Consider the following 26,268-nt stretch of genomic DNA (forward strand, 5'->3'; position numbering starts at 1 on the left):
CGCGCCAACTCGGCGCGGCGCCGATGTATTCCGGTGTCCGAAAGGGGCTACGCCACCACGTTGATCGGGTCACCGATGTGAACGGTGTCGAAGTACCACGCGGCGTTGTCCGGGCTGAGGTTGATGCAGCCGTGGCTGACGTTCGAATAACCCTGCGAGTCGACCGACCACGGGGCCGAGTGCACGTACACGCCGCCCCAGGTGACGCGGACGGCGTAACTCGCGGTGATTTTGTATCCGTCGGACGAATCAAGGGGGATGCCGATTGTGCGTGAATCCATCACGACCGTGCGCTCTTTCGACAGCGCCGAGAAATTTCCGATCGGTGTCGGCCGACTGGGCTTGCCCATCGACGCCGGCATTGTGCGCAAGACCTCACCGTTCTGGGTGACCGTGAAGGTGTGCGCGGAAATGCTGGCGGTGCCAACCACCGCCTCGCCGGTCTCGAAGCCGGTGGACAGCGCGTGTATCTCGACGCCGACGTGACTGTGCGCCGGCCAGTACCCGTCGGGCTTCCACTCGACGACGTTGGGCTCGGGCCAGTCGAAGTGACCCGTCATCCGGTTCGGCGCGGTGACCTCGATGGCCTTCTCGATCGTCGTCCGGTTGGTCACCGGGCTGGTGAAGGTGACGATCACCGGGTGGGCCACTCCGACGACGGCGCCGCTGGCCGGCTGGATCGACGCGATTGCGGGGATCGGGGTCGGGGGTGCGATCGCCGCCACCGCCGGGGCGGCCGACGCCGCCATGGTCAGCGCCGCGACCGATGCAGCGAGCCAACCCGTTCGAATCGCTCTACCCACGGTGTTCACCCTCCGAGACGATGCAAGACCCCCGCTTGCATTCCGTATCTCCAATATGCCTTACATCCCGCTCAGCAAATCGGATGCATGTTGCGCACTTCGCACTTGAGATGCCACTCTACCGGACATATCCCCAGCTGAGCGGGTTATTGGCATCTGAAAGACAGCCCCCGGATCGGTGAGCTGAGCACGCCTTGGCAAGCGTGCGCGCGGATGGTCAGCCGTGGTTCAGCCGTGCCAGCTGCTCCACCGGTCGATCACGATCGCGATCACCGTGCCGGATAGCGAAACCGACTGATATTGGGCATATTTCGCGCGGAGCAGGTCCCGGGCGAGGTGGGATGTCTCGTCGTCGTGATGGATGGTGGCGTGCCCGTCGACCCGGACCCACCACAACTGCGTCCAGTCCTCGTCGTAGTGGTCGACGAGGAGGCTCACCCGAGGGTTGCGCTCGATGTTGGTCAGCCGCCGCAATCGCTGCGTGGTCTTGGGTTTGGCGTCCACCGCGGTATAGACGACCTGCGCGTGCACGGCGAACACAACCGGCACCAGGTGCGGGCGACCGTCGGGGCCGGCCGTGGCTAGGCGGGCGACCGGGGATCGAGCGAATCGCGCCTGGGGCTCGAAGTCGGACACAGGGTCGAGCCTAGGGGGAACCCGCTGACGTGAGATCGACGTTTCGCAGGCCTGCACTCGGGTTTCTTCTGCGAAAGGTAGATCTGACGCAAGGGCTCGCGACAAATCAGTTGATGGTGAGTCCGCCGTCGACGACGATCGTCTGCCCGGTGACGTAACCGCCGGCCGCCGACGCCAGCCACACCGCGGTGGCCGCGAGTTCACGGTCGTCGCCGAGGCGGCCCAGGACCAGACGGTGGGCCTGGCTGTCCAGGTATTCGGGCGGGTACTCGTCGGTCATCTCGGTCTTGAAGAAGCCGGGAGCCAGCGCGTTGACGCGAATCCCCTTGCGGGAGCCCCATTGTTGAGCCAGGTCACGGGTCAGCCCGATGACCGCGGCCTTGCTCGCGCTGTAGGCGGCCTGCGGCAGACCGGCGGTGGTGATGCCCAGAATGCTGGCGATGTTGACGATCGAGCTGCCGGGCCGCATGACGCGGCCGCAGGCCTGCGCCAACCAGTACGAGCCGTTGAGGTTGATGTCGATCACCGAGCGGAACTGCTCGGGCGTCTCCCGGGTGGCCGGGACGGCGGTGCCGACACCGGCGTTGTTGATCAGCACGTCCACCCGACCGAACGTCTCCATTGCGGCGTCGACCAAGGTCTGCCCTTGCTCGGGCACGCTCACGTCGGTGGCCAGCGTCAGCGCCTTGCGTCCGGTCGCCTCGACCAGTGCCGCCGTGTCGGCCAGGCGCTCGACACGACGCGCGCCCAGCACGACGTCGGCGCCGGCCTCGGCGAACGCTCGGGCGAACGACACACCGAGACCCGACGAGGCACCGGTCACGATCACCACTTTGTCGTCGAGCCGGAACGAATCGAGAACGCTCATGTGCCAGTCACCTCATGCTCATCGGTTGCGGTGCAAGTCCAGGGCCTTGAAGCTACCGCCTGCCGAACGGCGCGCGGATTAGCGCTCATCCGAACGGGGAAACCCGAGGTCGATATGCCCGCATCCGCGACGCAGGCTAGGTTTGGGTGAATACGATGCTGTCGCTCGGCAACACAATCAATCAGGAGGTGACGGGATGAGCGGATCGCACCGCCGCAAACCGCGGAGGTCGCTGAGCTTGCTCAGCCTGTTGGCCGCGACGGGACTTGGGTTGGCGACCGTGCCTGCCCACGCGTCGCCAGTGACCTCGCCGCTGCCGCGCGATGCGGCGTCGGCCAGCGCCATCGTGGGTCCGCAGATCGTCGACATCGACGCCAAGCTCGGGTTCCAGAGCGCAATCGGCGCCGGCACCGGCATCGTGATCGACCCCAGCGTCATCCTGACCAACAACCATGTGGTGGCCGGCGCAACCGACCTGACCGCCCGGTCGATCGCGAATGGTCAGGTCTTTCCAGCCACCGTGATCGGATACGACCGCCAGCACGACATCGCGGTCCTCCAACTCGCCGGTGGCGGCCTGCCGGTGGCCAACATCGGCAACTCCGACACGGTGCACGTCGGCGACCCGGTGGTGTCGCTCGGTAATGCCGGCGGCGCCGGCGGGGCCCCCAGTGTCGAAGACGGCCGGGTCGGCGCCTTGAACCAGACCGTGTCGGCGAACGACGCGTTGACCGGCAGCACCGAGACACTCACCGGTCTGATCCAGGTCGACGCGAACATCCGCCCCGGTGACTCGGGTGGTCCGACGGTCAACGCCGCCAACCAGGTCATCGGCATGAACACCGCCGCAACCTCGAACTACCACCTCGGGCGCGGCCAGGGCTTCGCGATCCCGATCAACGAAGCGATGGCCATTGCCGGTCAGATCCGCGGCGGCGCCTCGTCGGCGACCGTGCACATCGGACCCACCGCGTTCCTCGGCGTGGGAGTCAACGATGCCGGCGGCGGAGCGGGCGCGATCATCCGTCAGGTCATCCCGACCGGACCGGCCGCAGGCGCCGGGCTCAACCCCGGCGACGTGATCAACTCGATCAACGGCCAGCCGGTCAACTCGGCCACCGCGCTGACGAACATCCTTGATCAGCACCACCCGGGCGATCATGTCACCGTGGGCCTGCAGGGCCGGTCCGTCGATGTGCAACTGGGTGACGGCCCGCCCGGCTGATCGAAGACCGCAGCTCAGCCGGTGCGCGAATTCGTTTGGCGCATAAGGTTTTCGATGACGGTGCCCGGGTACGTGTAAGGTCGTGGACTTGACCAGGGACAGAGAACTCGCGTCCGAGCACGACCCCGCGGAGGGAAGCCGCGTCGAAGGCGGCGTGGTGGAACACCCCAACGCCGACGACTTCAACGAGGCCAAGTCGTTGCCTGCCGACCCGACGTGGTTCAAGCACGCCGTCTTCTACGAAGTATTGGTTCGGGCCTTTCTGGATGCCGACGCGGACGGCTCCGGCGATCTGCGTGGGCTGCTGCAGCGGCTGGATTATCTGCAGTGGCTCGGCATCGACTGCATCTGGTTGCCGCCGTTCTACGACTCACCGCTGCGTGACGGCGGCTACGACATCCGCGACTTCTACAAGGTTCTGCCGGAGTTCGGCACCGTCGAGGATTTCGTCGCACTGCTCGATGCGGCCCACGAGCGAGGCATCCGCGTCATCACCGACCTGGTGATGAACCACACCTCGGACTCGCATCCGTGGTTCCAGGAGTCCCGCCAGGACCCAGACGGGCCGTACGGCGACTTCTACGTGTGGAGCGACACCAGCGAGAAATACACCGATGCCCGGATCATCTTCATCGACACCGAAGAGTCGAACTGGACCTTCGACCCGGTGCGCAAGCAGTTCTACTGGCACCGGTTCTTCTCGCATCAGCCGGACCTGAACTACGACAACCCCGCGGTCCAGGAAGCGATGATCGACGTCCTCCGCTTCTGGCTCGACCTCGGGATCGACGGGTTCCGGCTGGACGCGGTGCCCTATCTGTTCGAGCGTGAAGGCACCAACTGCGAGAACCTGCCCGAGACGCACGCTTTCCTCAAGCGGGTCCGCAAGGTCGTCGACGACGAGTTCCCGGGCCGGGTGCTGCTGGCCGAGGCCAACCAGTGGCCGGCCGACGTCGTCGAGTATTTCGGGGAGCACAGCACCGGCGGCGACGAATGCCATATGGCGTTTCACTTCCCGCTGATGCCCCGCATCTTCATGGCCGTGCGGCGTGAGTCGCGGTTTCCGATCTCGGAGATCCTCGCGCAGACACCCGAAATTCCAGATATGGCGCAGTGGGGGATCTTCCTGCGCAACCACGACGAGCTGACGCTGGAGATGGTCTCGGACGAAGAGCGTGACTACATGTACGCCGAGTACGCCAAAGACCCTCGGATGAAGGCCAACGTCGGCATCCGTCGACGGCTGGCTCCGCTGCTGGAGAACGACCGCAATCAGATCGAACTGTTCACCGCGCTGCTGCTGTCGCTGCCCGGGTCGCCGGTGCTGTACTACGGCGACGAGATCGGCATGGGCGACGTGATCTGGCTCGGTGACCGCGACGGGGTGCGCACGCCGATGCAGTGGACGCCGGACCGCAACGCCGGTTTCTCCAAGGCCAATCCCGGTCGGCTGTATCTGCCGCCAAGCCAGGACTCGGTCTACGGCTATCAAGCCGTGAACGTCGAAGCCCAGCGCGACACCTCGACCTCGCTGCTCAACTTCACCCGGATGATGCTCGCCGTGCGCCGCCGCCACGAGGCCTTCGCTACTGGGAGCTTCGAAGAACTCGGCGGCTCCAACCCCTCGGTGCTGGCATTCCTGCGTCAGGAGCCGAATGACGGCGATACCGTGCTGTGTGTCAACAACCTGTCGCGTTTTCCTCAGCCCATCGAATTGAACCTGCAACATTGGAGCGGCAATACCCCGATCGAGCTCACCGGGCACGTCGAGTTTCCGCGTATCGGACACTTGCCCTATCTGCTCACGCTGCCGGGCCACGGTTTCTACTGGTTCCAGCTGTGTGGGTCTGAGGAGTCGCAATGAACCTCCCGTGGTCAGAATGGCTGCCGAAGCAGCGCTGGTATGCCGGCCGCAGCCGCGAACTGGCAACCGCCGAACCGGGCCTGGTGGTAGCACTGCGTGACGGATTGGACCTCGTCCTGGTGGACGTCACCTACACCGACGGCTCCGCCGAGCGCTATCAGGTGATCGTCGGCTGGGATTCCGAGCCGCCCAACGAATACAGCGACGTCGCCACCATTGGCGCGGACGGGGAACGGGTCGGCTTCGACGCGCTCTACGACCCTGCCGCGGCCGCGTTCCTGCTGTCGCTGCTGGACTCGTCGGCGACCAAGGACGGCGTCTCGTTCGGCAAAGAACCCGACGTGACGCTGCCGCTGAACGCCTACCCGCGGGTGTCGGACGCCGAGCAGAGCAACACCAGCGTCATCTTCGATCGCGACGCGATCCTGAAGGTGTTCCGCCGCGTCAGCCCAGGCATCAACCCCGACATCGAGCTCAACCGTGTCCTCGGCCGGGCCGGGAATCCGCACGTGGCAAAGCTTTTGGGTACCTACGAGCTGAGTGCATCAGATGGCGACGCTGCCAGCCCACTGGGCATGGCGACCGAATTCGCCGGCAACGCGGCCGAAGGTTGGGCGATGGCGACGGCCAGCGTCCGCGACCTGTTCGCCGAAGGCGATCTCTACGCGTACGAGGTCGGTGGTGACTTCGCCGGCGAGTCGTATCGACTCGGCGAGGCCGTCGCCTCGGTGCATTCCGGGTTGGCCGAGGCCCTGGGTACCTCGCAGGCGCCGTTCCCGGTCGACACCATGCTGTCGCGGCTGTCGTCGGCCGCCGCGGCGGTGCCCGAACTAGAGCAGTACGTGCCGTCCATCGAGCAGCGCATTCACAAGCTGGCCGAGCAGACCATCACCGTCCAACGGGTGCACGGCGACCTGCACCTGGGTCAGGTGCTGCGCACACCGGAGTCCTGGCTGCTGATCGACTTCGAAGGTGAGCCGGGTCAGCCGTTGGAGGAGCGACGCGCGCCGGATTCGCCCCTGCGCGATGTGGCGGGTGTGCTGCGCTCGTACGAGTACGCGGCATACGGTCCGCTGGTCGACCAGGGCGACGACAAGCAACTCGCCGCACGCGCCCGAGAGTGGGTGCAGCGCAACCGGACTGCGTTCTGTGACGGCTATGCGGCCACCTCCGGTGTGGATCCGCGCGACTCGGAGCTGGTCTTGGCGGCCTACGAGCTGGACAAGGCGGTGTACGAAGCCGGCTACGAGTCCCGGCACCGCCCGACCTGGCTGCCGATCCCGCTGCGATCGATCGCCAGGTTCGTAGCAAATTGATCTGAGTCTCGCCAGAATGGGCGTCCCCGCTCTGCCTTCGCCAAGAAGCGATGCAACCATGAGGTGCATGCCCCGCGCGACGCTCGACCTCCGTGAGACGTTTGATAGCGAGGCTCGCCTCGCGTATTTGCTGGCGGTGCTGGCCGGTGTGCTCGGTGCCACGGCTTTCACCCATTCGGCCGGATATTTCGTCACGTTCATGACCGGCAACGCGCAACGCGCTGTGCTGGGCTACTTCCGCGACGACGTGCTGTTGTCGGTGACGGCCGGTCTGCTGTTGCTGAGCTTCGTGGCCGGCGTGGTGGTCGCGTCGGTGTGCCGGCGGCACTTCTGGGTGGCTCATCCACACGGCCCGACCATGCTGACCACCTTCAGCCTGCTGGCGGCCACCATCGTCGACGTGCTGGACGAGGGGTGGGAGGAAAACCAGCTTGACTTCCCGCCGATCATGTTGGTGGCATTCGGCATCGGCGCACTCAACACGTCGTTCGTCAAAGACGGCGAGGTGTCGGTGCCGCTGAGCTACGTGACCGGCACTCTGGTCAAGATGGGTCAGGGCATCGAACGGCATATCGCGGGCGGCACCCTCGCGGATTGGCTCGGTTACTTCCTGCTATTCGCGGGATTTCTGGTGGGCGCCACCTGCGGCGGTGTGATCAGCCTGTTCGTCAACGGGACCGGCATGCTGGTGTTCGCGACGCTGATGTGCACCCTGGCCACGGCCTACACCTACTTCCATCAGGATCGGCGCGCCCTGCTGGGCTAGCCCTACCGGGCGCCGACACGTAAACGGTTGCGACGACACGCCGTGACGAGTCGCAGTGGTTTATATCTCGGGGTCCGACGATGCCGTCCAAGAAAGAACATCGGCCGCAGCGCGGGGGGAGCGCTGCGGCCGATGTGGGGGGTGGGTCTATCAGGTGGCGTTCGGACCGCCGCCGAGGGTGCGCTGAATGTCAGGCTTCATGGCGACCAGTTGCTGGTTCCAGTAACCCCAGTCGTGCGTCCCGTTGGGCGGGAAGTTGAACGTGCCGTTGCGGCCACCGGCGGCGACATAGTTGTCCCGCCACTGCTCGTTGGTGCGCAACGTGAACTGCTCGAGGAACTTGGCGGGCATGCTCTCGCCGCCCAGTTCGTTGGGAGTGCCGTTGCCGCAGTACACCCACACGCGAGTGTTGTTCTGCACCAGTCGCGGAATCTGGACCATCGCGTCATTGCGCTTCCAGGCCGGGTCGCTGGTCGGGCCCCACATGTTGGTGGCGTTGTAGCCGCCCGCGTCGCCCATCGCCAGGCCGATCAGGGTGGGCCACCAGCCCTCGGAGGGGTTGAGGAAGCCGGACAGCGACGCCGCGTAGGAGAACTGCTGCGGGTAGTACGCCGCCAGGATCATCGCTGACCCGCCCGACATCGAAAGACCCACCGCGGCATTGCCGTTCGGGGAGATGCCTCGGTTGGCCTGCAGATATGCGGGGAGCTCCCTGGTGAGGAAGGTTTCCATTTTGTAGGTCTGGCAACCGCTCTTGCCGCACGCCGGCTGGTACCAGTCGCTGTAGAAGCTGGACTGTCCACCGATCGGCATGATCACCGACAGGCCCGACTGGTAGTACTCCTCGAACGCCGGAGTGTTGATGTCCCAGCCGTTGTAGTCGTCCTGGGCGCGCAAGCCGTCGAGCAGGTAGACCGCGTGCGGTCCGCCGCCCTGGAACTCCACCCTGATGTCGTGGCCCATAGACGGCGACGGGACGCTCAAGTATTCGACCGGCAGACCCTTTTTGGAGAATGCCCCCACGGTCGCCGAGCCGCCGATAGCACCGACCAGACCGGCGAGCAGGGCTGCGCCGAGGGCCGCGATTGCCAATCTGCGCGGCAGATGTTCTGCCGCGCCGCGGATTTTCTCTGCGAACTTCATAGCTCCTGTCCCAACTTTCATTTGCCGCATAAGCGGTCGAATAGCTGTCTGTGGCAGTCAAACACGCGAGTAACTACAGGCCTGTCAGTTGCCTCGGGGTGTGGGATCGCGGTTCGCTAACGATTGAGACGCCAGTGTCACTCGCTGATAACGATTAGGAGTCGGCGCCGAAAATGCAGATGGCCGAGGGATATTCGACCAGAACCGGGCAGCGGTGGGTCAATGTCAACGAAAGTTGGTGCACCACAACGGATGCAGATCAATCAGCGGAAGCGCCGGGGATCCAGGTTCGCTCGTCGGTGGCGACGGCTCGGGCCATGATGAATAGCAGATCGGATAGGCGGTTGAGGTAGCGGACGACCTGCGGGTTCAGGTCATCGACGGATACCGCTCTCCGCTCCGCCCGACGGCAGACGGTGCGGGCCACGTGGAGCCCGGCCGCCGCCGAGCCGCCGCCGGGCAGTACGAAGGACGCCGGCGGGGTGAGTTGCGCGTTGGCCTGGTCGCAGCGTCGCTCCAACCGGTCGACGTTCCCGTCGTGGATCCGCGACGCTTCGTGGTCCGCCGGGCATGTCAGGTCGGCGCCGAGGTCGAAGAGCTCGTTCTGGATCTCGGCGATCCATCTGGCGAACGGCTGCTCGCTCAGGTGGGTCAGGACGACACCGAGCTGCGCGTTGAGTTCGTCGACGTCACCACCGGCCTCGATCCTCGGATCGTCCTTCGAGACCAGGGCACCGGCGCCGGTCGAGGTCTCGCCGCCGTCGCCAACTCGGGTGTAGATCGTCGACAGGTTCACGTGCATGGTGGCCTCCGTTGCTCGGATGATCTCTTCGGTCGGATGGTCGGAAGCATCTAGAGCCGACAGCAGGCGCTCGAGCCGTTGATTCAGCTCGGAGGTGTGTCGCAGACGATCCCGCACCTGCCCGAGGTGCAGACGGACCACCGCGGTCAGATCCTCGCCCTCCAGCGCGCTTCGGATCTCGTCCAGCCGGAAGCCGAGGCTGCGCATCGCGGTGATCCGGTAGAGCGTTTCCGCCTGTTCACTCCCGTATCGGCGATGACCGGCGCCGGTGCGTGAGGCCGGCGCGAGTAGGCCGACCTGTTCGTAGTGGTGCAGGGCCCGCACGGTGACGCCGGCGGCGTCGGCGAGTTCACCGACGCTCCAGCTCCTGATTTCGGTCACGCTGCGAACCTAAGACCTGACGTAACGTCAGGTGCAAGTATTCGCGCCGACTCAGCTGACCAGTCGTCGCAGAAGCGCTGAGGCAGCGGTGATCCCGAGCGCGGCCGCCACCACCAGCACCACGATGTCCAGCGGACTGAACGCGGTCCCGATCAGTAGCGCACGCAGCGCATGGACTTCGTAGCTGAGCGGGTTGACCGTGCTGAGCGCATGCAGCCATCGCGGCATGACGTCGACCGGGTACAACGCGTTCGATGCGAAGAACAGCGGCATGGTGATGGCCTGCCCGATGCCCATCAGCCGGTCACGGTTGCGCACCAGTCCGGCGAGCGTCATGGACAGGCAGGCGAAAAACGCCGAACCGAGCATGACGACGGCCATCGCGGCCAGAATGCGCAGCGGGTTGATGGTCATGCCGATGCCCATCACGTACGCGAGCGCCAGCACACCCACCACTTGCGCGACCGAACGGACGCCCGCCGCGAATGCCTTGCCAGATATCAGAGCCGACGCCGGAGCCGGCGTCACCATGAGCTTGGACAGGATGCCGGCGTCGCGATCCCAGATGATCTGGATGCCGTAGAAGATCGAAATGAACAACGCCGACTGAGCGATGATCCCCGGTGCCAGGAAAGCCAGGTAGGACACTGAACCGGTGTTGATCACGTGCAACTTGCTGAACGTGGTGCCAAAGATCAACAGCCACAACGCCGGCTGCACCATGCGCGTGATCAACTCGGTGCGATCATGCTGCAGCTTCTGCATCTCGACGATCGCGAATGCGCACACCCGGCCGAACGTCGCGGGCAGCCGCTGCCATCCGTGCGCCGCGCGAGTCAGGGCGGCGGGTGTGGGAGTGACTGCGGTATCAACCGGCACGGCTGGCAACCTTTCTGCTGGAACGGATTTCGCGAAGCGAGCTGGTCGTCTCGCCTTGCTCCGAGAGATCGGAAGCGGTGTAGTGGCGGAACACGTCCTCCAGCGTCGCGCCGGCCGACACGGTCGCCTTCAACTTCGTCGGGGTGCCGACGGCGCGCAAGGTGCCGCGGTGCATCAGCGCCACCCGATCACAGAGCGCGTCGGCCTCTTCCATGTAGTGAGTGGTCAACAGCACGGTCATGCCGAATTGGCTCTGCATGGTCAGCACCTGGTTCCACACCCGGTCGCGCGCGATCGGGTCCAGCCCGACCGTCGGCTCGTCGAGCACCAGCAGCGACGGGCGGTTGACCAGAGCCTGGGCCACTTCGAGGCGGCGCACCATTCCACCGGAGTACGTCCCGGCCGTCCGGTCGGCGACGTCCAATAGCTCCATCGCGCTCAGCGACTCCTCGACCCGCTCCGCCCGTTGCGCGCGGGGCACGCCGTACAGTCGCGCGAACCAGGCCACGTTCTGGCGGCCCGTGAGCGCAGGCTCGATCGAGAGTTGTTGCGGCACATACCCGATGTTGCTGCGAATGTCAGTGGTCTTGGTGCGGGCGTCGAGGCCGAAGATGCGCAGCTCGCCCCGCTGTACCGGGGTCAGCGTGGTGAGCATCCGTACCACGGTGGTCTTGCCGGCGCCGTTGGGTCCGAGCAAGCCCAGCGTTTCGCCGGGCCGGACCTGCAATGTCACGTCGTCGACCGCGGTGAACTGGCCGTAGCGGTGGGTCAAATTCCGCGCGTCGACCGCCATCGGCAGTGCTCTGGTCATGATCATCGCTCCTGAAGTCGTCGGGTCATCGTTTCGAGAACCGCCAAACCTTTTGTCAGCGACTCGATCTCGTCTTCGGTCAAATCCCTGAGTACCTCGGCCAGCAATTCGCGCCGCGCCGCGCGCGAAGTGTCGACGAGCTGCTGGGCCGGTCCGGCCAGCCACAGCTGGCCCACCCGACGATCGGATTCATCGGCGGTCCGGGCCAGGAAGCCCTTCGCCACCAACTTCGACACCAGGGTCGAGGCGGTGTTGGCGACCAACCCCAGCTCCGCTGCAGCCGCGCTGATCGAGATGCCGGGCTGCCGGCCGACCAGCCACAGCAACTCCGACTGCGACTCGGTCAGCTGTGCGGAGTCGAAACCCGGCTCGACCGAGCGGCGCAGTTGCCTGCGGAATCTGCCCACCACACCTGACAATTCGTTGACCGGATCAATCACAGTGCTCATATGTCTCTGTCTAGGAGCTAAGTATGTGCGCAGGCTATGTCTCAGCTAGCAGCGAGCTACTTCTGCACGCGATGCAGGTCAACGGCCATCAGATTGCCGGCGTCGATGCGCGCGGTCATGAAGGTGCAGAACGGTTGCCGCCGTCGATCGGTCGGAGAGCCCGGGTTCAGCAGTCGCAAGCCGGTGGCCGTTGTGGTGTCCCAGGGGATGTGGCTGTGGCCGAACACCAGTACATCGGTGTCGGGGTATAGGCGAGACATCCGTGCGTCGCGGCCGGCGCTCGGCCCAGCCTCGTGGGTCACCGTGAGGCGAAGCCCCTCGAGCACCACGTCGGCACGCTCGGGCAGCCTTGCCCGCAACTGCGGCCCGTCGTTGTTGCCCCAGCAGGCCACCAGCTTCGCGGATTTCTGGGACAACTCGTCGAGCAACTCGGGGACCACCCAGTCACCGGCGTGCACCACGACGTCGGCCCGAGCCACCGCGTCCCACACCTGCGGCGGCAGGTCGCGCGCTCGTCGCGGCACGTGCGTATCGGCGATGAGAAGCAGCCTCACACCCGCAATCCTGCACCTGGCGAGTTGTCAGGCGTCTTTACTGCGGGCCTCGGCGCCGGTTTCACCGACATCCAGTGCGTCATCGCGCCCGATCGTCCGGCCGACGTAGCTGCCGTCGCCGTCGACGCCCTGGCGGGAGCGCGCTTCATGGCGCTCCGGGCGGGTGTCCTCTTCTGCTTGGTTGCCTCTGCGGCCGGTGAGCCACTGGCCGATTTGGCGCCAAATTCGCATTCGGGCTGCATACCCAGACGAGATTCCGGCCAAAACCTCCCGGTGGTGAACGTCACCGCAGGTAGTGGCACGATGCTAACCAGTCCACTCAAAGGAGAGAAACGCCATGCGCACCTTCGATTCAGTTGCCGACCTTGCCTCGATCAAGGGTGAAAGTATCGGCGAGAGTGATTGGGTGACGATCAGTCAGGACGACGTCAACCTGTTCGCCGATGCCACCGGTGACCACCAGTGGATCCATGTCGATCCGGAGCGCGCGGCCAACGGCCCGTTCGGCAAGACCATCGCGCACGGCTTCATGACGCTGGCGCTGCTGCCGCGACTGCAACACCAGATGTACACCGTCAACGGCATCAAGCTTGCAATCAACTACGGACTGAACAAAGTTCGCTTTCCGGCGCCAGTGCCTGTCGGGTCGCGGGTTCGCGCGAAGAGTTCGCTGGTCGACATCGAAGACCTGGGCAACGGTGCCACTCAGGCGACCGTATCGACCACCGTGGAGGTCGAAGGCAGCGACAAGCCGGCGTGTGTCGCCGAGAGCGTCGTCCGCTACATCTCCTAGGTCGCCCGCGTCATGGATTCATCGCTGGCCTCCTGGCTGGACGCCGGACTGTACTTCGATTACCTCGGCTTCGACATCTTCTACCGATTCGAGGGCAGCGGCCCGCCACTGCTGCTGATTCACGGGTATCCATTCAATACCTTTGACTGGCAACCGATCTGGTCGACGCTGACGCGCCGATTCACGGTCATCGCACCGGATATGATCGGGCTGGGCTTTTCGGCGAAGCCGGTCCACTACGAATACTCGGTGCACGACCACGCGGACATGCACGAGGCGCTGCTGGCCCACCTGGGCATCCGCAACGCGCACATTTTGGCCCACGATTTGGGTGACTCGGTGGGCCAGGAATTGTTGTCTCGACACGAGTTTGGTGATCACGCCTACGGAAAGCTGCGTGTCGACTCGATCACCTGGCTCAACGGCGGCATGTTTGTCGAGACCTACACGCCGCGCGCCGCGCAGAAGCTGATGTCGGGTACCCCGCTGGGCGACATCCTGAGCCCGGTACAAAACAGCCCCCTGTCACGTCGACTGCTCGAGCCGACGTTGCGGGAGATGTTCGGCCCGAACACGAAACCGACCCGGCACATGATGGACGTCTTCGGTCAGATCCTCGACTACAACGACGGCCGACGGGTGCTGCACAAAGTCGGCCGGTTCATCAAAGACCGCCACACGCACCGGAATCGGTGGGTGCGGGCGATGCGGGAGACCGATGTGCCGATGCGGCTGATCGACGGACCCGTCGACCCCAACTCCGGTGCGCACATGGCGCGGCGTTACGCCGAGGTGATTCCCGACGCCGACGTGGTGATGCTTGCCGACGACATCGGGCACTGGCCGCAACTCGAGGCACCCGCTGCGGTGCTCGAGCATTTCCTCGCCCACGTCGATCGGGTCACGTCCTAGAACTCGGCGACGGTCGCCGAAGGGGTCAGAAATATAGGGAAAACCCCTATTGAATGAGCGTCACCGGTCACACAGGCTGCCTTAAGGATCCGTTTACGAGACGCTTAGACCCCGGAGGACATGATGAACCGCAGCCGTCCCGGCCGCCAACGTCGGTTTGACGGCATCGCCGGCGTTGTTGCTGCCGCAGCCGGCACCCTAATGGCCTTCATCGGTCAGCTCGCTCAAGGCCCGTCCGCGCAGGCGCAGCCCGATGATCCTTTCGCAGACATCGCCGCCGACATTCAGACCACGATCGGGGTCGCCCAGGCCGACTTCAGTGCTGGGGCAACTGACTTCAGTAACGGTGACATACTCGACGGACTCAACCTCGACCTTGCCGCTGCTGACAACTGGCTTTATGGAACGAATTTCGACGTGACGGTGGGCTGGATTGAGGCGCTGACGGGCGGCTACGCATTAGGCGCATTCGAGATCTCGCCCTTTTCTGAGCTTCCCCAGGGCATTGAGGCGGCTATCGAAGGCGCGCAAATGCTCACCAGCGACGGCCAGGCGGCTCTCGCGTTGGCACTCAGCGATTTCGTTGCCGGCAACGTGCCCGCTGGCTTGGAAAATGCCGTGTATGGCATCGAAGCCACGTCAATCAACGCGACCAACGAGATCATTCTTGGCTTTGTCGATTCACTACTGCCGAAGTTTTGACAAGGGGTAGTGGCTGGGGCGCCTGGCTGCGGGACCGCCACCACTTGTACGCCACTACTCTGGCTGCCGATGACAATCCACACGCGCCCGGGGCGCAAAGCCGACGTCTCCGAGCTCTCGTACACGCTCGGCCGCGCCTTTTTCGACGACCCGGTGTCGCTCTGGATTATGCCCGAGGAGAAGAGCCGGACGCGACACCTGGCCAGATTCTTCGGCACCGTTGCCCGGTACCACCATCTGGCCGGGGGAGGCGTGGAGGTGGCCACCGACGGGTCGACGATCGGCGCGGCCGCCCTGTGGGATCCGCCGGGCCGATGGAAGCAGTCTGGCCGTGAACAGCTGATGATGTTGCCGGCGTTCGCGTTCGGCTTCGGCCCGCGATTGTCCATGGGCCGTCGGCTCGGTGAACTGATGGCGCAGATGAAGGCGCACCATCCCGAGGAGCCGCATTGGTACCTCGCGGTGATCGGCAGCGACCCGTCGGTGCGCGGCAAGGGATACGGGCAGGCGCTCATGCAATCGCGTCTCGACCGGGTGGACGCCGAGCACGCGCCCGCTTACCTGGAATCCAGCAAGGCCGAAAACGTCCCCTACTATCAGCGATTCGGGTTCGAGGTGACGGGCGAACTCGTCATCCCCGGCGGCCCGACGCTGTGGCCGATGTGGCGGGCCCCGCGGTGAGCAGGACCGAGACCTAAGCGTTCAGGGGCACATGAACGCGATCGGCGGGCACTGTCGGCGCGTAATCGCCTCGATGGGCGGGTTGTCACCGTCCCAAATCGACGTCGGGCGGCCCTGCATGGTCACGTTGCCCATGCCGTAGTTGGTGGGATACCAGGTGTGGCAGACGTTCCAATCCCAGTCGATCTGATCGTTCACGACGTAGGGCATGTTCTTGGGGTTGCCCGGACACCAGCGGTGGGGCTCCATCGTGTCGGCGTGAGCCGTTGCCAGCCCCAGGCCCGCCGACGCCATCGCAGCCGCACCCATGATGGCGGCGAACGCTCTTTTCATGCTCGTTTCCTCTCGTCGCCCCCGCCGCTTATTTTGAACAGGCAAGCACACGCATTTTGCTGAATCACGCATTTTTGTTCTCGCGGAGCCGGTCGCCGGGCTAATGGTGAACCCGGCCACGGGTGCGTTTAGCCGTCGAAGCCCCAGGGCAATCGAAGGCCTATGGCTACCGACAATCCCGACTTCCCCGAAGAGGGCGGACCCGAGGACACGTTGAATCCCAGCGAGTCGACCGACTCCGACGAACTTCGCAACGACGACGGCGACATCGTCGTGGACCCGCCCGAAGGTTGGAGTGAGGCGAACAAATTCGGGGTCACGCCGCGTGAGGAAAGGGAAGGCGAGTCCCTGGACCAGCGGCTCGCCGAGGAAGAGCCTGACGTGCTAAACGACGTCGATGATGTAGACGACCTGGATGCCGGCGACCCTCGACCGACCCGTGCACATCGCGGTCAGGTCGACGGAACGCCCGAAGACGGTGACTCGCTGTATGAGGTGGTTGACGAATAGCGTTGTGCCGCAGCTACGAGAACGGTGTGATGGGCCGCTCGAGTCGCTGGCCGTCGACGGTGATGTCGACGCGTTCGTTGAAGAACGCGATGTGGTCCCGGACCGGCTCCGCCTCGCGGAGTGGGTGGCGATACGTCCAGGCGATGTCGCTTGGTCCATCCGGCACAGCGAAATACGACGCGCGGCCCTTGTAGGCACAGTCGCTGACGGTGTCGGTTCGTTCGAGGTCGACGACGACGTCGGTGGGCCGTAGGTAGAACCGGGTCGGTAGGCCCGTTTCGAACAGAAGTAGCGGCCGTGACGACTCGGCCAACAGCCGCCCGTCGGATTCGATCCGGACGTGACGCTTGCTGGCAAGGATGTCGATGCGCTTGAACGGGTCATGCGGATGCGAGACGATCGGCTCGTCTTCTTCGCGCCATTCGAAGGCGCTGAAGTCGACGGTGACATAGCCGGTCAGATCGGGATCGTCGGGCTTGAATGCCGCCAGTTCGCGTCGCCGCCCGCCGACCGTCACGTCGAACATCTCGCCGGTAGTGCTATGGGCGGCAAAGGGATTCGTCGGGACCAGCACGGGCAGATCAGCGATCTCCCTGACCCGGCCAGCCGATGTCAGGGTGGCCACGAAGTCGGCGACGGGGATCGCGTAGGTCGGGACCAGTCGCCGCGGCTCCCACACCAGCAACCCGTCGACGGTGTCGCCGACCAGCTCACCATCCACGTACAGCCGGAGCCGTTTGGCGGTGGGTTCGTAGCGCAACGAACTCACGGCGTCGTCGAGCAGATCTCGCATCCTGATGCCCATCCGTCCACTATGGCGCGGAATGGACCGACGAGACGGTGTACAGGCGCAACCGCGGATGAGTCGTCCCGAAACAAGGAGTGGCGTCCCATTCCGGATGTCAGGTAGTCGACTACTCAAGCCAACCGCTGGATGCGGACCTAGGTTCTAGCAGTGCAAGCAACCCACACCGACGCTTGCTCACCAGCGACCCGAGAAGGCAACCATGACAAAAGCTCTCGAGACCGAGCCCACCATCGACATGACTCAGGGATTCCGGTGGGGTCAGGTGCCCTCGGAACGCCAGCATCCGACGATCATCCCGGACACCGTTCCTGCGAGTCTGGGCCCTCTCGCTGGCTTTACTGGCAAGTTCAGGGGGGCCGGCTTCAACACCATTTTCAGGCCGCAGAACTTTGCGCTGTCACCGACTCCGTTGGACAAGCCGGCGCACGGTCCCAACGACAACGTCCTCGAGTTGAACCTGACCGAAGAGACGTTGGACTTCTCAACTCCCCTGGGAGACATCCCCAACCGGGGTTTTGTACAGGGCGACATCTCTCTCAACGGCATCCCATACGTGCAGAAAATCAACGATGTCAACGACCCCGACAACCCGGTGGGCATCCACTTCGAGCCGGGCGTCTGGTTGAGCGTGCCGGCCACAACGAACCCGGCCGAGGCAGCGACCGTTGTTCGGATGGCTTCCATCCCGCACGGCACGACCATCGACGCTGAAGGCACCGCAACGCAGGTGAACGGTCGTCCCACGTTTCAACCGGTCGACATCACACCGTTCCCTATCGGTTCTCCACAAAACAGACTCACCAACACGTTCCCCAGCCAGCAGGCAAACGACAACGCGACTTTCCGCTTGCCACAGGATCTTTCGCCGTTCATCGCGGCTGGCACCATCACCCAGGCCATGCTGGACAACCCGAACTCGATCCTGCAGAACCGGGTAAACAGCCAAAACATCACATCCACGACCATCATTACCGTCGACACGACGCGGCCGGCGCCAGACAACCCCTCGGATCCGCTCTTCGGCGGCGGAACCGCCAACATCGCCTTTCTTCAGGGCGACCCCCAAGCGGCCAAACCGAACGCTAATGCCGTCGAGATGACGGCCACGTTCTGCATCGAGACAGTGGTCGAAAAAATCTCCGTGCCGCCCCTGGCTGCAAATACGCCCACCACCGTCCAGGGCAGCGCGGCGGCTGGTCAGCCCGTCGCCACCTTCAGCGTCCGCTCGACAACCGCGGTCAACGAGCCCACCGAAGTCAGTGTTACGTATACGCAGATCCAGTACAGCCAGACCGTGCTGCTCAACTTCAACGGGTTGTCGTGGCCGCACGTGTCGGTGGCAACCCTGATTCCCAATGACGCCATTCCGGTCGTTGTGGGCAACCCTGACCTTCTGACGACGTACACAGTGGTCGCCGGGGATACGTTGTCCGGCATCTCTTCGCAGTTCTACGGCGACGCAACGCACGTAGCGACCCTGGCGGCGGTAAACGACATTGCCAACCCCAACCTGATCAATGTCGGGCAGGTGCTGATCATCCCCGATCTGTCGCGCGCCTATACCGTTGCCGCCGGGGACACACTCTCGAGCATCTCCACGCACTTCTACGGAAACGCCGGCCGGGTGGCGATGCTCGCGGCGGTCAACGCTATTGCCAACCCCAACCTGATCCACGTCGGACAGCTGCTGATTGTCCCGGACGTGTCGCACACCCACACTGTGTCCGCGGGCGAGACGTTGTTCAACATCGCGCAGCAGTTCTACGGGAATGGCTCGCTATTCCGGTTCATCGCCAAGGTGAATGGCATCAGCGACGCCAACGCGATCGGCGTGGGCCAGGTCCTCATCATCCCGAGTGTTTGATGCCGGCCCGCGGGCGGCCGACATCAGGCAACGGGCGGCGACGGCTCTGGATCATCGACGGCGTTGCGCCTGATTGCGCGGAGCGGCCAATCCGCGCGGCCGCCGATGATCCGAGCAGCGACTCGCCTGACGAGCCCGACTCTCCGGTTTGCCCTGTGCTGGCCTGGTAGCAGCAGAGGGCTGGCGATATCGCGGGTGGCGCCGTTCTGTCGGGCCGACATTTAAGCGAACGCCGGACACAAGACGCGCGGACTCTCCCCGCCGGGTTTTTTCGAGTAGTCGGCTACTCGCGACTTCGTGACCCGCCGGGGTGAAGCTGGCGTCGCACCACCGAGGTGCGCCCAGTCGACCGGCTGGACATTCTCTGCACCGGACGTGCAACGGAAGAGGGGCCAAAGGAGATGGAGTTTCAGGCGTATCACGGCGTGAACGCGGCGACACACCAGCAGCACGTGACCGACCTGTCCAAGGCCGGCTACAGCATGATCTCGCTCAGCGTCTACGGCGATCCCGGCAACGCGCAGTACGCGGCGGTATGGGTCAACCGCCCGATGCCGCAGTGGTCGGCTATTCACGGAGTCAACGGCAATGACTACCAAACATGGTTCAACACCAACGTCAAGAACGGGTTCGGCGCATCGCTGGTGTCCGCGACCGGCTCAGGCGGGTCCGCGATTTTCGCCGCAGTGATGACCAAAGGCGTGGCCGCCGGATGGTCAGCACACCACGGCCTTAACGCCACCCAGTTCCAAGCCGTCAACGACTCGGCCATGAACAGCGGTCTGCGCCCGCACTCGGTGACCATCTACGGTGACGCCGGATCGCGGCTCTACGCAGGCGTGTGGTGGCCGAACACCGACTGGGTCAAATGGATGGTGAACCAGGGTGATCCGGTCGGCTCATACCAACACACCTTCGATCTGTGCACCCAGCTGCCGGGGTACACGCTCAACGCGTGGCGGCCGGCCTACGTCGCGGTGTCCGAGGATCAGACCTACTGCTCGGTGTACAGCGACGACGTCGTCGACAGCTGGTATGCCCGGCATGGCCTCCCCGCAGCCCAGTATCAGACCGAGTTCGACAGTCAGAAGAAGGCGGGCCGGTACCCGATCTGCGTGCAGGGTGGCGGCAGCGGCGCCAACACGCGGTACGCGGCGGTGTTCGCCAAAAACGATGTGCCGCAAGCCCGTCAATGGACGGCTACCGGGCAGCCGGTCGCGGCGTATCAACAAGTCGATCACCTCTTCCAGACGTTCATGCAGAAGCAGGCGGTCCGGGCGGCCCAAGTGGCCGTCGTCAAGAACGGCACCACGGTGTTCAACCGCGGCTACACCTGGGCCGAACCGGGATACAAGATCACTCAGCCCAGTGACCGGTTCCTGCTTGCCAGCTGCAGCAAGATGTTCTGCGAAGCGGCAATTCAGTCGCTCTACGACGCCAACATCCTGCACCCGGGTGACGCGGCGTTCGCCAAGCTCGGCATCTCGAATCCCGGACACGTCACCGACCACGACAAGATCACGGTGCAGGAGCTGCTCGATCACACATCGGGCTACGACGACAGCATTTCGCCTTTCTTCGACCCCACCTACTCGATGGGGCAGATCGCCAACAGCCTTGGAATCACGCACCCGACGAGGCTGGACATCTGCAAATACATGTACGGCCAACCGCTGCAGCATGCCCCCGGCACCACCAACGCCTACTCCAACTTCGGCTACCTGATGCTTGCTGCGCTGGTCGACAAGCACGGCGGTACTGGCGACTACTGGACGTATCTGAAGAAAACCCTGCTCGACCCGGCCGGGATCACCGAAGTCGAAGTCATCTCCACTGCCGCTGCGGGTCGCAACAGCGGAGAGGCGATCGCCGAGGACCCCGGTATCGGTCAGAACGTCCTCAACCCAGCCGTCTCGGACCTTGTGCCGGCGGTGTACGGCGGTGACGGCGAGATCAACGAAGTGGGTGTGGGCAACGACGGATTGGGCGCCTCGGCGCACGCGCTGGCGCAGTTCGCGCACCTGCACGCCGCGTGGGGCAACGGTCCGCGCGCGAACAGCGCACGGGAAGGCTCGACCCCGGGTGCTTCGACGTTCGTGTGGACGCGCGGCGACTTCGACATCGCGCTGACGATCAACACCCGCGCCTGGCGGCCAGGCACCAACCCGGTGACGCTCCCGAACGGAAAGAAGGGTTCCCCCGTCGAACAGCTTCAGGCACAGGTCGACGCGGCCATTACCTAAGCGCTACTTCGCCGATAGCGGCGAGGCGTGATCCGTGTTCACCTCAGTGTTGCTGGAGGTTCCGAGCCGGTATCGGCTGGCGGCCCGGCGTGAATTCCGCGAGCATCTCCGCCAATTGGGTTCTGCCCGCTGCCTCCACCCGGGTGCAGGCCCGGTAGATGTGCCCCTCAATGGTGCGCACCGACAGCGTGAGGGCCTCGGCGATCTCGTTGTTGGACAGACCCTGTGAAATCAGCACAGCGATCTCTCGCTCGCGTTCGGTGAGCGGCAGGGAGATGCGAGCCGATCGAGTCGCCGGGGTGGTGGCCCCACACTCGCTGATCAATCGCTCGGCGCGGCCGCTTGCGGTCAGGCCCGGGCCGATCCGCTGCTCCCGGCGGTAGGCCAGCGCGGCGTGCGCGGCGGCGTCGGCCGCGGCAATACGGTCACCCATCGCCTCGAGATCGCGTGAGACCGTCAGCAGCACGTCACCACAGTGATCGCCCACCGCGGCGGCCCACCGAGCCACTACCGCCGCTCGAGGAGCGTCCATCACCTCGGCGAGGCGCGCCAACCGCGCGGCAACGCGTTGTTCACCGAATTGGATAGCGGCTTGCAGACTTAGCACCTCGCGAGCATGCTGACCGCGTGCCTGGGCGAGGTCTGCTGCCTGGAGTGCCAGGTCACGGGCCTGCGAGGTATACCCCCGTGCAGACAGCAGCCACGCGCTGGCCACCAGGCTGTCGGCCTCGCGGTAAGTGTGTGCGGGATGATGCCGTCGGCGCATTTCGGCCAGCGCTTCGCTGCCGGCCTCGACATCACCTGCGCGCGCCAGCGCTTCGGCGTAGTCGATTCCGAAGGTGTAAGCGGCCCCGTCATCGTCGTCCGCGAAATCGGCGACCGCAGACCGAAGACAGTCGACTGCGGTGCGCAGATCCCCGTAAGCCAGCGCGGTACGGCCGCGGACGGCGACCGCGAACGACTGCGTCCGGCCTGCCGCATCGACGCAATGCCGAAAGGTACGGTTCGACAAGTCGAGCGCATCGGCAAGGCATCCCCCGAGCACAAACGCCTCAGTGAGGTAGGAGACCAGGATGACTGCTTGGTAATAGGCCGTGCCTGGTGAGGACGCCGCGAGCGGAGTCGTCTCTGCGGCAACGGCCGCGGCGGATCTAGGGCGTCCGAGATCACCGAGGGTGATGATGTAGGCCCAGGTCATCACCAACGTCGGCAACGCCCCGAGATTGGCGCGTTCGACGGATTCGCAGACTCGCAGCGCGTCGTCCGGACGTGCCTCGACCGCGAGCTGCACCGCCCGAAACGCCAGCAGGCGCTGAGCAGCTAGTTCCGTCGCACCGGCGATGGCGTCGTCGATGACGGTGCGGGATTTCTCCAATTGACCGAGCTGCCAGAGCAGGTTGACGCTACGAAGAGTCACCACCGTCGACCAGGTCGGCTCGGGCAGTGCGCGTTCGGACATCGATCGAAGGAGTTCTTCGGCCTCGCGGCCCCGGCTCAACAACGTCAACGTATTAGCGCGCAACAGCTCGCTGTCCACCCCGGCGCCGGCCGCCGCGGCGGCGGCGGCGAATCGCTCGGCGAGCGCCATATCCAAACCGTTGAACGCCGTCTGGGCGGCCTGCGCGAACAACTCGCGATCAGGCGCCAGATCCGACTGCAGCCACAACAACGCCAGCCGCACCGGGTCAGGCGCACCGGGACTGCCGGCGGCCGCGGACATCGCGCGAGCTACCCGGCCGCGCAGCCGTTCTAGCCGCGCCCGGCCGGCGTGCGTCTGCCGAACCTCGCCGTAGAGCGGATGTCCCAGGCGCGCAACACTACTGGGTGGGCCATGAGACACCGCGATGAGGCCGCGCCGCTCGGCGTCCTCGATAGCAGAGGGATCGGCCAGCGACGTCAGCAACGGCAGCTCTAGCGGCTCAGACACCGCGACCAGGTCGAGCACCTGCAACACCGGCTCAGGTGCCTCACCAATGCGGGAATCCACCAAATCGGCCAGCGACGGGGACACCTGCATGGTGCCTTCCCACCGCCAGCGGCCATTGCGGCTGACCAGACGTCCGGCGTGGCTTTCCTGGGTGACCAGGTGACGCAGAAATAATACGTTGCCGCGCGTCAGATCCCACATCCGTTCACTGCACGTCCCGCACACCGGGCCGCCCAGAACCTTTTCGAGCAATTCATCAGATTAGTTGTGCGACAGCGGTTGTAAATCGAGGCGCCGCAGATGCGCGTCTTTCCACAATGCGGTCACTTCGCTAGGTGCCGGCGCGCCGCTGCGGATGGTGGCGATCACCGTGGCCGCGCGCCGCTGGACGAGTTGAAGCAGCACGAAAGCGGACAAGTTGTCGAGCAGACGGGCGTCGTCGACTACTACCAGTACTGGCGCATCCTCGGGCGAGCTGGTGATTGCGGTGATCGCACCCGCGACAAGCTGCAGAGGGTCACCCTCGAGTCGATCGGTCCATTGAGCAAATGCACCGAGCGGGATCGACTGTGCGGCAGCCGTTCCCGATGCCCAACGGGTCGTCCAGCCGCGGTCGCGGGCAGCCATCATCGCCTCGCGAGCCAGGCGCGTCTTCCCTACACCCGCGGCGCCAGCGATTACCACACCCGCGTCGGATCCGTCGGCGCGGAACACGTCATCGATGACGGCGAGTTCCTCGGAGCGGCCCGTCAGCGGCCAGGCCAACATGGCGGACATGGTAGATCAAGATCGCTATGCGAGGGAAGGAAATTTCCGCTTGCGTAGATCGTTCGGCTGACAAACCGGACATCAATCCTTGCGTAGCTCCGCGTACAGCTTCTCCGCCGCGATCCGCAGTAACGTGTCCAGACCCTCAGGCTCGACGCGAAGGTACCCGCACACCACCTCGGGAGCGACCCCGGCAGCGGTCAATCGCAGCGCCAGCGAATGAGCCTCGGGCAGTCTGCGCAGTGCCGCCTCGTACGCATCGATGACATCACCGACCATGGACTTATTGTCGACCCGCCACGGCGTTCGGAGTCGAGTAGTCGGTTACCCGCCTTGATCGGGAAGGGTAAGTGCCGGGGTCGGCCGGGCGATTAGCCGGTCTCTTCCGTTTCGCAGCAGTTGGCTGAAAATCCGTTGAGGCGCAGGCATATCCGCCAGAAATCTCGACAGCTGGTCTGCCCGATAGTCCGCCCCTCACTGCGCGGCCACCCAAAGCTGGGGCTACCCCTGCGGAAATCGGGTAGTGGGCTACTCGCGCTGCCGGCGGCAATGATATTTAGCGTGCATTGGTAGCGCAGTTCATTTGGGCTCGACGCTTACACCGAAGACAGAACAGGACGACGAAATGAACGCTCAATGGGGATCTTTCACCAAACCGAACAACTGGGGCACATGCTTGTCGTTCGGACAAGACTCGTTCCGCCGGCGCGGATATGAGATTTTTGGCCAAGGCGACGGTGACTACATGATTGTCGGCCGTAAAGGCGAAGTCATCGTCCAGGTGACGGCCGTCCCGCAACAGGGCAACACCTGGGTCTCGGTCAGCGCCTTTTCTCCCGATGCGGGTGCAGCAGAACAAGCCCGCAACACGGTACGCGAAGACATCGTGCGGACGCAGCTCATTGACTGACGATTCAGCACCGGCAGACGCGGTGGGCGGGATGTCGGCGTCGCCTGAAAACTGACCCCGTGTCGACGGGTGAGTTCAATGGCATCTTCGACCGGAGCCGACAAATTGGGTAGTCGTCTACCTACGCACTTCCCAGTCGTTCATTCGAGAATTCGAATGCGCGAGTGTTTCGAGGAAACGGTTATCGCGCTCCACAAACTCGACATGGGAAAGGGCAAATCGCGATGAGCAATCCACTGACGGGAACGTCCGACGCAGCTTTCCAAGCGGGCGTCACTGGGACCAACACCAACACCACTCCGCAGGCTGGTGTTGGTGTATACGGGAAAAGCGCAGCGGCCGGTGTCCTTGGCGAGAACACGGCCAGCTGGCATGGAGTGGCGGGCATCGGCGGGCCCAAGGGCGGGGAAGGTGTCAACGGAGTCAGCCACTCCGGGTGGGCAGGGGTCGGTGGCTACAACAAGAGCACTGGTCCTGGCGTCTGGGGTATTGGTGGCGCGACCGCAGGTGAAGGTGTGCACGGCGAGAGCAATTCCGGTTACGCCGCGGTGGCCGGTTACAACAAGAGCACTGGTCCTGGCGTCTGGGGTATTGGTGGCGCGACCGCAGGTGAAGGTGTGCACGGCGAAAGCCATTCTGGTTATGCCGCCGTGGCCGGCTACAACACCAATAACGGGCCGGGTCTGTGGGGTATCGGCGGTCCACACGGCGGCGAAGGTGTGCACGGTGAAAGCCATTCTGGTTCCGCGGCGGTCGCCGGGTACAGCAAGGGAGGTGGACCAGCCGGATGGTTCGACGGCAACGTAGTGGTCACCGGAGACGTCATCCTGCAGGGCGCGGACTACGCCGAGGCCCTGACCACTACCGACGACGAAGTGGCGCCTGGTGTGGTGGTGGTGTTCGACACCAACGGCGAATTACGTCCGTGCAGAAAGGAATACGACACGGCGGTAGCCGGGATCGTCTCCGGGGCCCGTGGCGTCAAGCCGGCAATCGTCCTGGACCGTCATGCCAACAGCGCGCCGGTGGCACTGATGGGGACCGTGTGGTGCTACGCCGAGGCAGCAAGGGCATCGATCCGACCGGGAGATCTACTGACGACCTCGATTACCCCCGGGCATTGTCAGCGGGCCACCGAGAACACCCGGGCATTCGGCGCAGTGATCGGTAAGGCGCTGACGTCGCTGGAATCGGGTCGCGGCATGGTTCGCGTCTTCGTTAGTCCACGGTGACGAGCGCGAAGGAAACCGAAATGCTCAGTGCCAGAGCTTTTACCACTAGTAAGCACCTTGTCGGCGGGGTCCGCGGGCCAATGCACGC

The 26,268-nt window shown here is 64.6% G+C and carries 28 protein-coding genes and 1 pseudogene; 13 read left to right on the top strand and 16 right to left on the bottom strand.

Annotation, left to right across the window (positions count from 1 at the left end; all coding sequences use genetic code 11):
* Positions 1–47: 47 nt before the first annotated feature.
* The 3 genes from MKK62_RS10790 to MKK62_RS10800 form a co-directional block, all read right to left on the bottom strand.
* On the bottom strand, positions 48–803 hold the full coding sequence (locus MKK62_RS10790; protein ID WP_434085050.1) for a L,D-transpeptidase: 756 nt from the start codon (positions 801–803) through the stop codon (positions 48–50).
* 228 nt (positions 804–1,031) lie between these two features.
* Positions 1,032–1,439, bottom strand: a complete 408-nt coding sequence (locus MKK62_RS10795) for a TIGR03668 family PPOX class F420-dependent oxidoreductase (protein WP_240261083.1) — start codon at positions 1,437–1,439, stop codon at positions 1,032–1,034.
* A 106-nt stretch (positions 1,440–1,545) separates the two neighbouring features.
* Entirely contained in the window at positions 1,546–2,307 is a 762-nt protein-coding gene (locus tag MKK62_RS10800; protein WP_240261082.1) for an SDR family NAD(P)-dependent oxidoreductase, read from the bottom strand.
* A gap of 196 nt (positions 2,308–2,503) precedes the next feature.
* Between MKK62_RS10800 and MKK62_RS10805 the strand changes: the two genes are divergently transcribed.
* The 4 genes from MKK62_RS10805 to MKK62_RS10820 all read left to right on the top strand — a co-directional run bounded on the left by MKK62_RS10805 (position 2,504) and on the right by MKK62_RS10820 (position 7,478).
* Positions 2,504–3,532 carry a S1C family serine protease gene (locus MKK62_RS10805; protein WP_240261081.1) on the top strand — a complete coding sequence of 343 codons (1,029 nt, stop codon included), beginning with the start codon at positions 2,504–2,506 and terminating at the stop codon, positions 3,530–3,532.
* Positions 3,533–3,620: 88 nt separating this feature from the next.
* The gene (gene treS / locus MKK62_RS10810; RefSeq protein WP_434085051.1) at positions 3,621–5,396 is read left to right on the top strand and encodes a maltose alpha-D-glucosyltransferase; all 1,776 of its coding nucleotides are present in this window, start codon (positions 3,621–3,623) and stop codon (positions 5,394–5,396) included.
* Positions 5,393–6,712, top strand: coding sequence for a maltokinase N-terminal cap-like domain-containing protein (locus tag MKK62_RS10815; RefSeq protein ID WP_240261079.1), 1,320 nt, complete (start codon positions 5,393–5,395; stop codon positions 6,710–6,712). The genes treS and MKK62_RS10815 overlap by 4 nt, the downstream gene beginning before the upstream one ends.
* A 67-nt stretch (positions 6,713–6,779) precedes the next feature.
* On the top strand, positions 6,780–7,478 hold the full coding sequence (locus MKK62_RS10820; protein WP_240261078.1) for a YoaK family protein: 699 nt from the start codon (positions 6,780–6,782) through the stop codon (positions 7,476–7,478).
* A 150-nt stretch (positions 7,479–7,628) separates the two neighbouring features.
* Here the strand turns inward: MKK62_RS10820 and MKK62_RS10825 are convergent, their stop codons facing one another.
* The 8 genes and pseudogenes from MKK62_RS10825 to MKK62_RS10860 form a co-directional block, all read right to left on the bottom strand.
* The gene (locus MKK62_RS10825; protein ID WP_240261077.1) at positions 7,629–8,621 is read right to left on the bottom strand and encodes an esterase family protein; all 993 of its coding nucleotides are present in this window, start codon (positions 8,619–8,621) and stop codon (positions 7,629–7,631) included.
* A gap of 259 nt (positions 8,622–8,880) precedes the next feature.
* Positions 8,881–9,423, bottom strand: coding sequence for a cob(I)yrinic acid a,c-diamide adenosyltransferase (locus MKK62_RS10830; RefSeq protein WP_240264209.1), 543 nt, complete (start codon positions 9,421–9,423; stop codon positions 8,881–8,883).
* Positions 9,424–9,639: 216 nt separating this feature from the next.
* A pseudogene (locus MKK62_RS10835) lies at positions 9,640–9,804 on the bottom strand (MerR family DNA-binding transcriptional regulator); the annotation flags it as partial.
* A 51-nt stretch (positions 9,805–9,855) separates the two neighbouring features.
* On the bottom strand, positions 9,856–10,683 hold the full coding sequence (locus tag MKK62_RS10840; protein WP_240261076.1) for an ABC transporter permease: 828 nt from the start codon (positions 10,681–10,683) through the stop codon (positions 9,856–9,858).
* Complete coding sequence (locus tag MKK62_RS10845; protein ID WP_240261075.1) at positions 10,673–11,494, bottom strand: ATP-binding cassette domain-containing protein; 822 nt, start codon at positions 11,492–11,494, stop codon at positions 10,673–10,675. The genes MKK62_RS10840 and MKK62_RS10845 overlap by 11 nt, the downstream gene beginning before the upstream one ends.
* A gap of 2 nt (positions 11,495–11,496) precedes the next feature.
* Entirely contained in the window at positions 11,497–11,943 is a 447-nt protein-coding gene (locus MKK62_RS10850; RefSeq protein ID WP_240261074.1) for a MarR family winged helix-turn-helix transcriptional regulator, read from the bottom strand.
* A 56-nt stretch (positions 11,944–11,999) separates the two neighbouring features.
* Complete coding sequence (locus tag MKK62_RS10855) at positions 12,000–12,497, bottom strand: metallophosphoesterase family protein (protein WP_240261073.1); 498 nt, start codon at positions 12,495–12,497, stop codon at positions 12,000–12,002.
* Positions 12,498–12,524: 27 nt separating this feature from the next.
* Entirely contained in the window at positions 12,525–12,728 is a 204-nt protein-coding gene (locus tag MKK62_RS10860; protein WP_240261072.1) for a hypothetical protein, read from the bottom strand.
* Between the two features lie 106 nt (positions 12,729–12,834).
* Between MKK62_RS10860 and MKK62_RS10865 the strand changes: the two genes are divergently transcribed.
* From MKK62_RS10865 to MKK62_RS10880, 4 genes are all read left to right on the top strand, one after another.
* Positions 12,835–13,290 carry a MaoC family dehydratase gene (locus MKK62_RS10865; protein ID WP_240261071.1) on the top strand — a complete coding sequence of 152 codons (456 nt, stop codon included), beginning with the start codon at positions 12,835–12,837 and terminating at the stop codon, positions 13,288–13,290.
* A gap of 12 nt (positions 13,291–13,302) precedes the next feature.
* Positions 13,303–14,202, top strand: a complete 900-nt coding sequence (locus tag MKK62_RS10870) for an alpha/beta fold hydrolase (RefSeq protein ID WP_240261070.1) — start codon at positions 13,303–13,305, stop codon at positions 14,200–14,202.
* A 120-nt stretch (positions 14,203–14,322) separates the two neighbouring features.
* Positions 14,323–14,904, top strand: coding sequence for a hypothetical protein (locus MKK62_RS10875; RefSeq protein WP_240261069.1), 582 nt, complete (start codon positions 14,323–14,325; stop codon positions 14,902–14,904).
* A gap of 69 nt (positions 14,905–14,973) precedes the next feature.
* The gene (locus MKK62_RS10880; RefSeq protein ID WP_240261068.1) at positions 14,974–15,585 is read left to right on the top strand and encodes a GNAT family N-acetyltransferase; all 612 of its coding nucleotides are present in this window, start codon (positions 14,974–14,976) and stop codon (positions 15,583–15,585) included.
* A 21-nt stretch (positions 15,586–15,606) separates the two neighbouring features.
* Here the strand turns inward: MKK62_RS10880 and MKK62_RS10885 are convergent, their stop codons facing one another.
* Positions 15,607–15,918, bottom strand: coding sequence for a hypothetical protein (locus tag MKK62_RS10885; protein WP_240261067.1), 312 nt, complete (start codon positions 15,916–15,918; stop codon positions 15,607–15,609).
* A gap of 162 nt (positions 15,919–16,080) precedes the next feature.
* Here MKK62_RS10885 and MKK62_RS10890 point away from each other — a divergent pair, with 162 nt between their 5' ends.
* On the top strand, positions 16,081–16,428 hold the full coding sequence (locus MKK62_RS10890; protein WP_240261066.1) for a hypothetical protein: 348 nt from the start codon (positions 16,081–16,083) through the stop codon (positions 16,426–16,428).
* 13 nt (positions 16,429–16,441) lie between these two features.
* Here MKK62_RS10890 and MKK62_RS10895 read toward each other — a convergent pair whose 3' ends face one another.
* Entirely contained in the window at positions 16,442–17,233 is a 792-nt protein-coding gene (locus MKK62_RS10895; protein WP_240261065.1) for a DUF427 domain-containing protein, read from the bottom strand.
* 265 nt (positions 17,234–17,498) lie between these two features.
* On the opposite strand from MKK62_RS10895, the gene MKK62_RS10900 reads away from it, so the two are divergent.
* Positions 17,499–19,100, top strand: a complete 1,602-nt coding sequence (locus MKK62_RS10900; protein ID WP_260060480.1) for a heme-binding protein — start codon at positions 17,499–17,501, stop codon at positions 19,098–19,100.
* A gap of 401 nt (positions 19,101–19,501) precedes the next feature.
* Complete coding sequence (locus tag MKK62_RS10905) at positions 19,502–21,343, top strand: serine hydrolase (protein ID WP_240261064.1); 1,842 nt, start codon at positions 19,502–19,504, stop codon at positions 21,341–21,343.
* A gap of 43 nt (positions 21,344–21,386) precedes the next feature.
* On the opposite strand, the gene MKK62_RS10910 is transcribed toward MKK62_RS10905, so the two are convergent.
* The 3 genes from MKK62_RS10910 to MKK62_RS10920 all read right to left on the bottom strand — a co-directional run bounded on the left by MKK62_RS10910 (position 21,387) and on the right by MKK62_RS10920 (position 24,317).
* Positions 21,387–23,522 carry a LuxR family transcriptional regulator gene (locus MKK62_RS10910; protein ID WP_240261063.1) on the bottom strand — a complete coding sequence of 712 codons (2,136 nt, stop codon included), beginning with the start codon at positions 23,520–23,522 and terminating at the stop codon, positions 21,387–21,389.
* A 9-nt stretch (positions 23,523–23,531) separates the two neighbouring features.
* Positions 23,532–24,038 (bottom strand): ATP-binding protein, encoded by a 507-nt coding sequence (locus tag MKK62_RS10915; protein ID WP_240261062.1) that lies wholly within the window; start codon positions 24,036–24,038, stop codon positions 23,532–23,534.
* An 81-nt stretch (positions 24,039–24,119) separates the two neighbouring features.
* Positions 24,120–24,317, bottom strand: a complete 198-nt coding sequence (locus MKK62_RS10920; RefSeq protein ID WP_240261061.1) for a hypothetical protein — start codon at positions 24,315–24,317, stop codon at positions 24,120–24,122.
* 304 nt (positions 24,318–24,621) lie between these two features.
* On the opposite strand from MKK62_RS10920, the gene MKK62_RS10925 reads away from it, so the two are divergent.
* On the top strand, positions 24,622–24,948 hold the full coding sequence (locus MKK62_RS10925; protein WP_240261060.1) for a hypothetical protein: 327 nt from the start codon (positions 24,622–24,624) through the stop codon (positions 24,946–24,948).
* 224 nt (positions 24,949–25,172) lie between these two features.
* Entirely contained in the window at positions 25,173–26,180 is a 1,008-nt protein-coding gene (locus MKK62_RS10930) for a hypothetical protein (RefSeq protein WP_240261059.1), read from the top strand.
* The last annotated feature ends 88 nt before the right edge of the window (positions 26,181–26,268 follow it).

It is taken from the genome of Mycobacterium paraterrae, assembly GCF_022430545.2.
GTDB lineage: Bacteria > Actinomycetota > Actinomycetes > Mycobacteriales > Mycobacteriaceae > Mycobacterium > Mycobacterium paraterrae.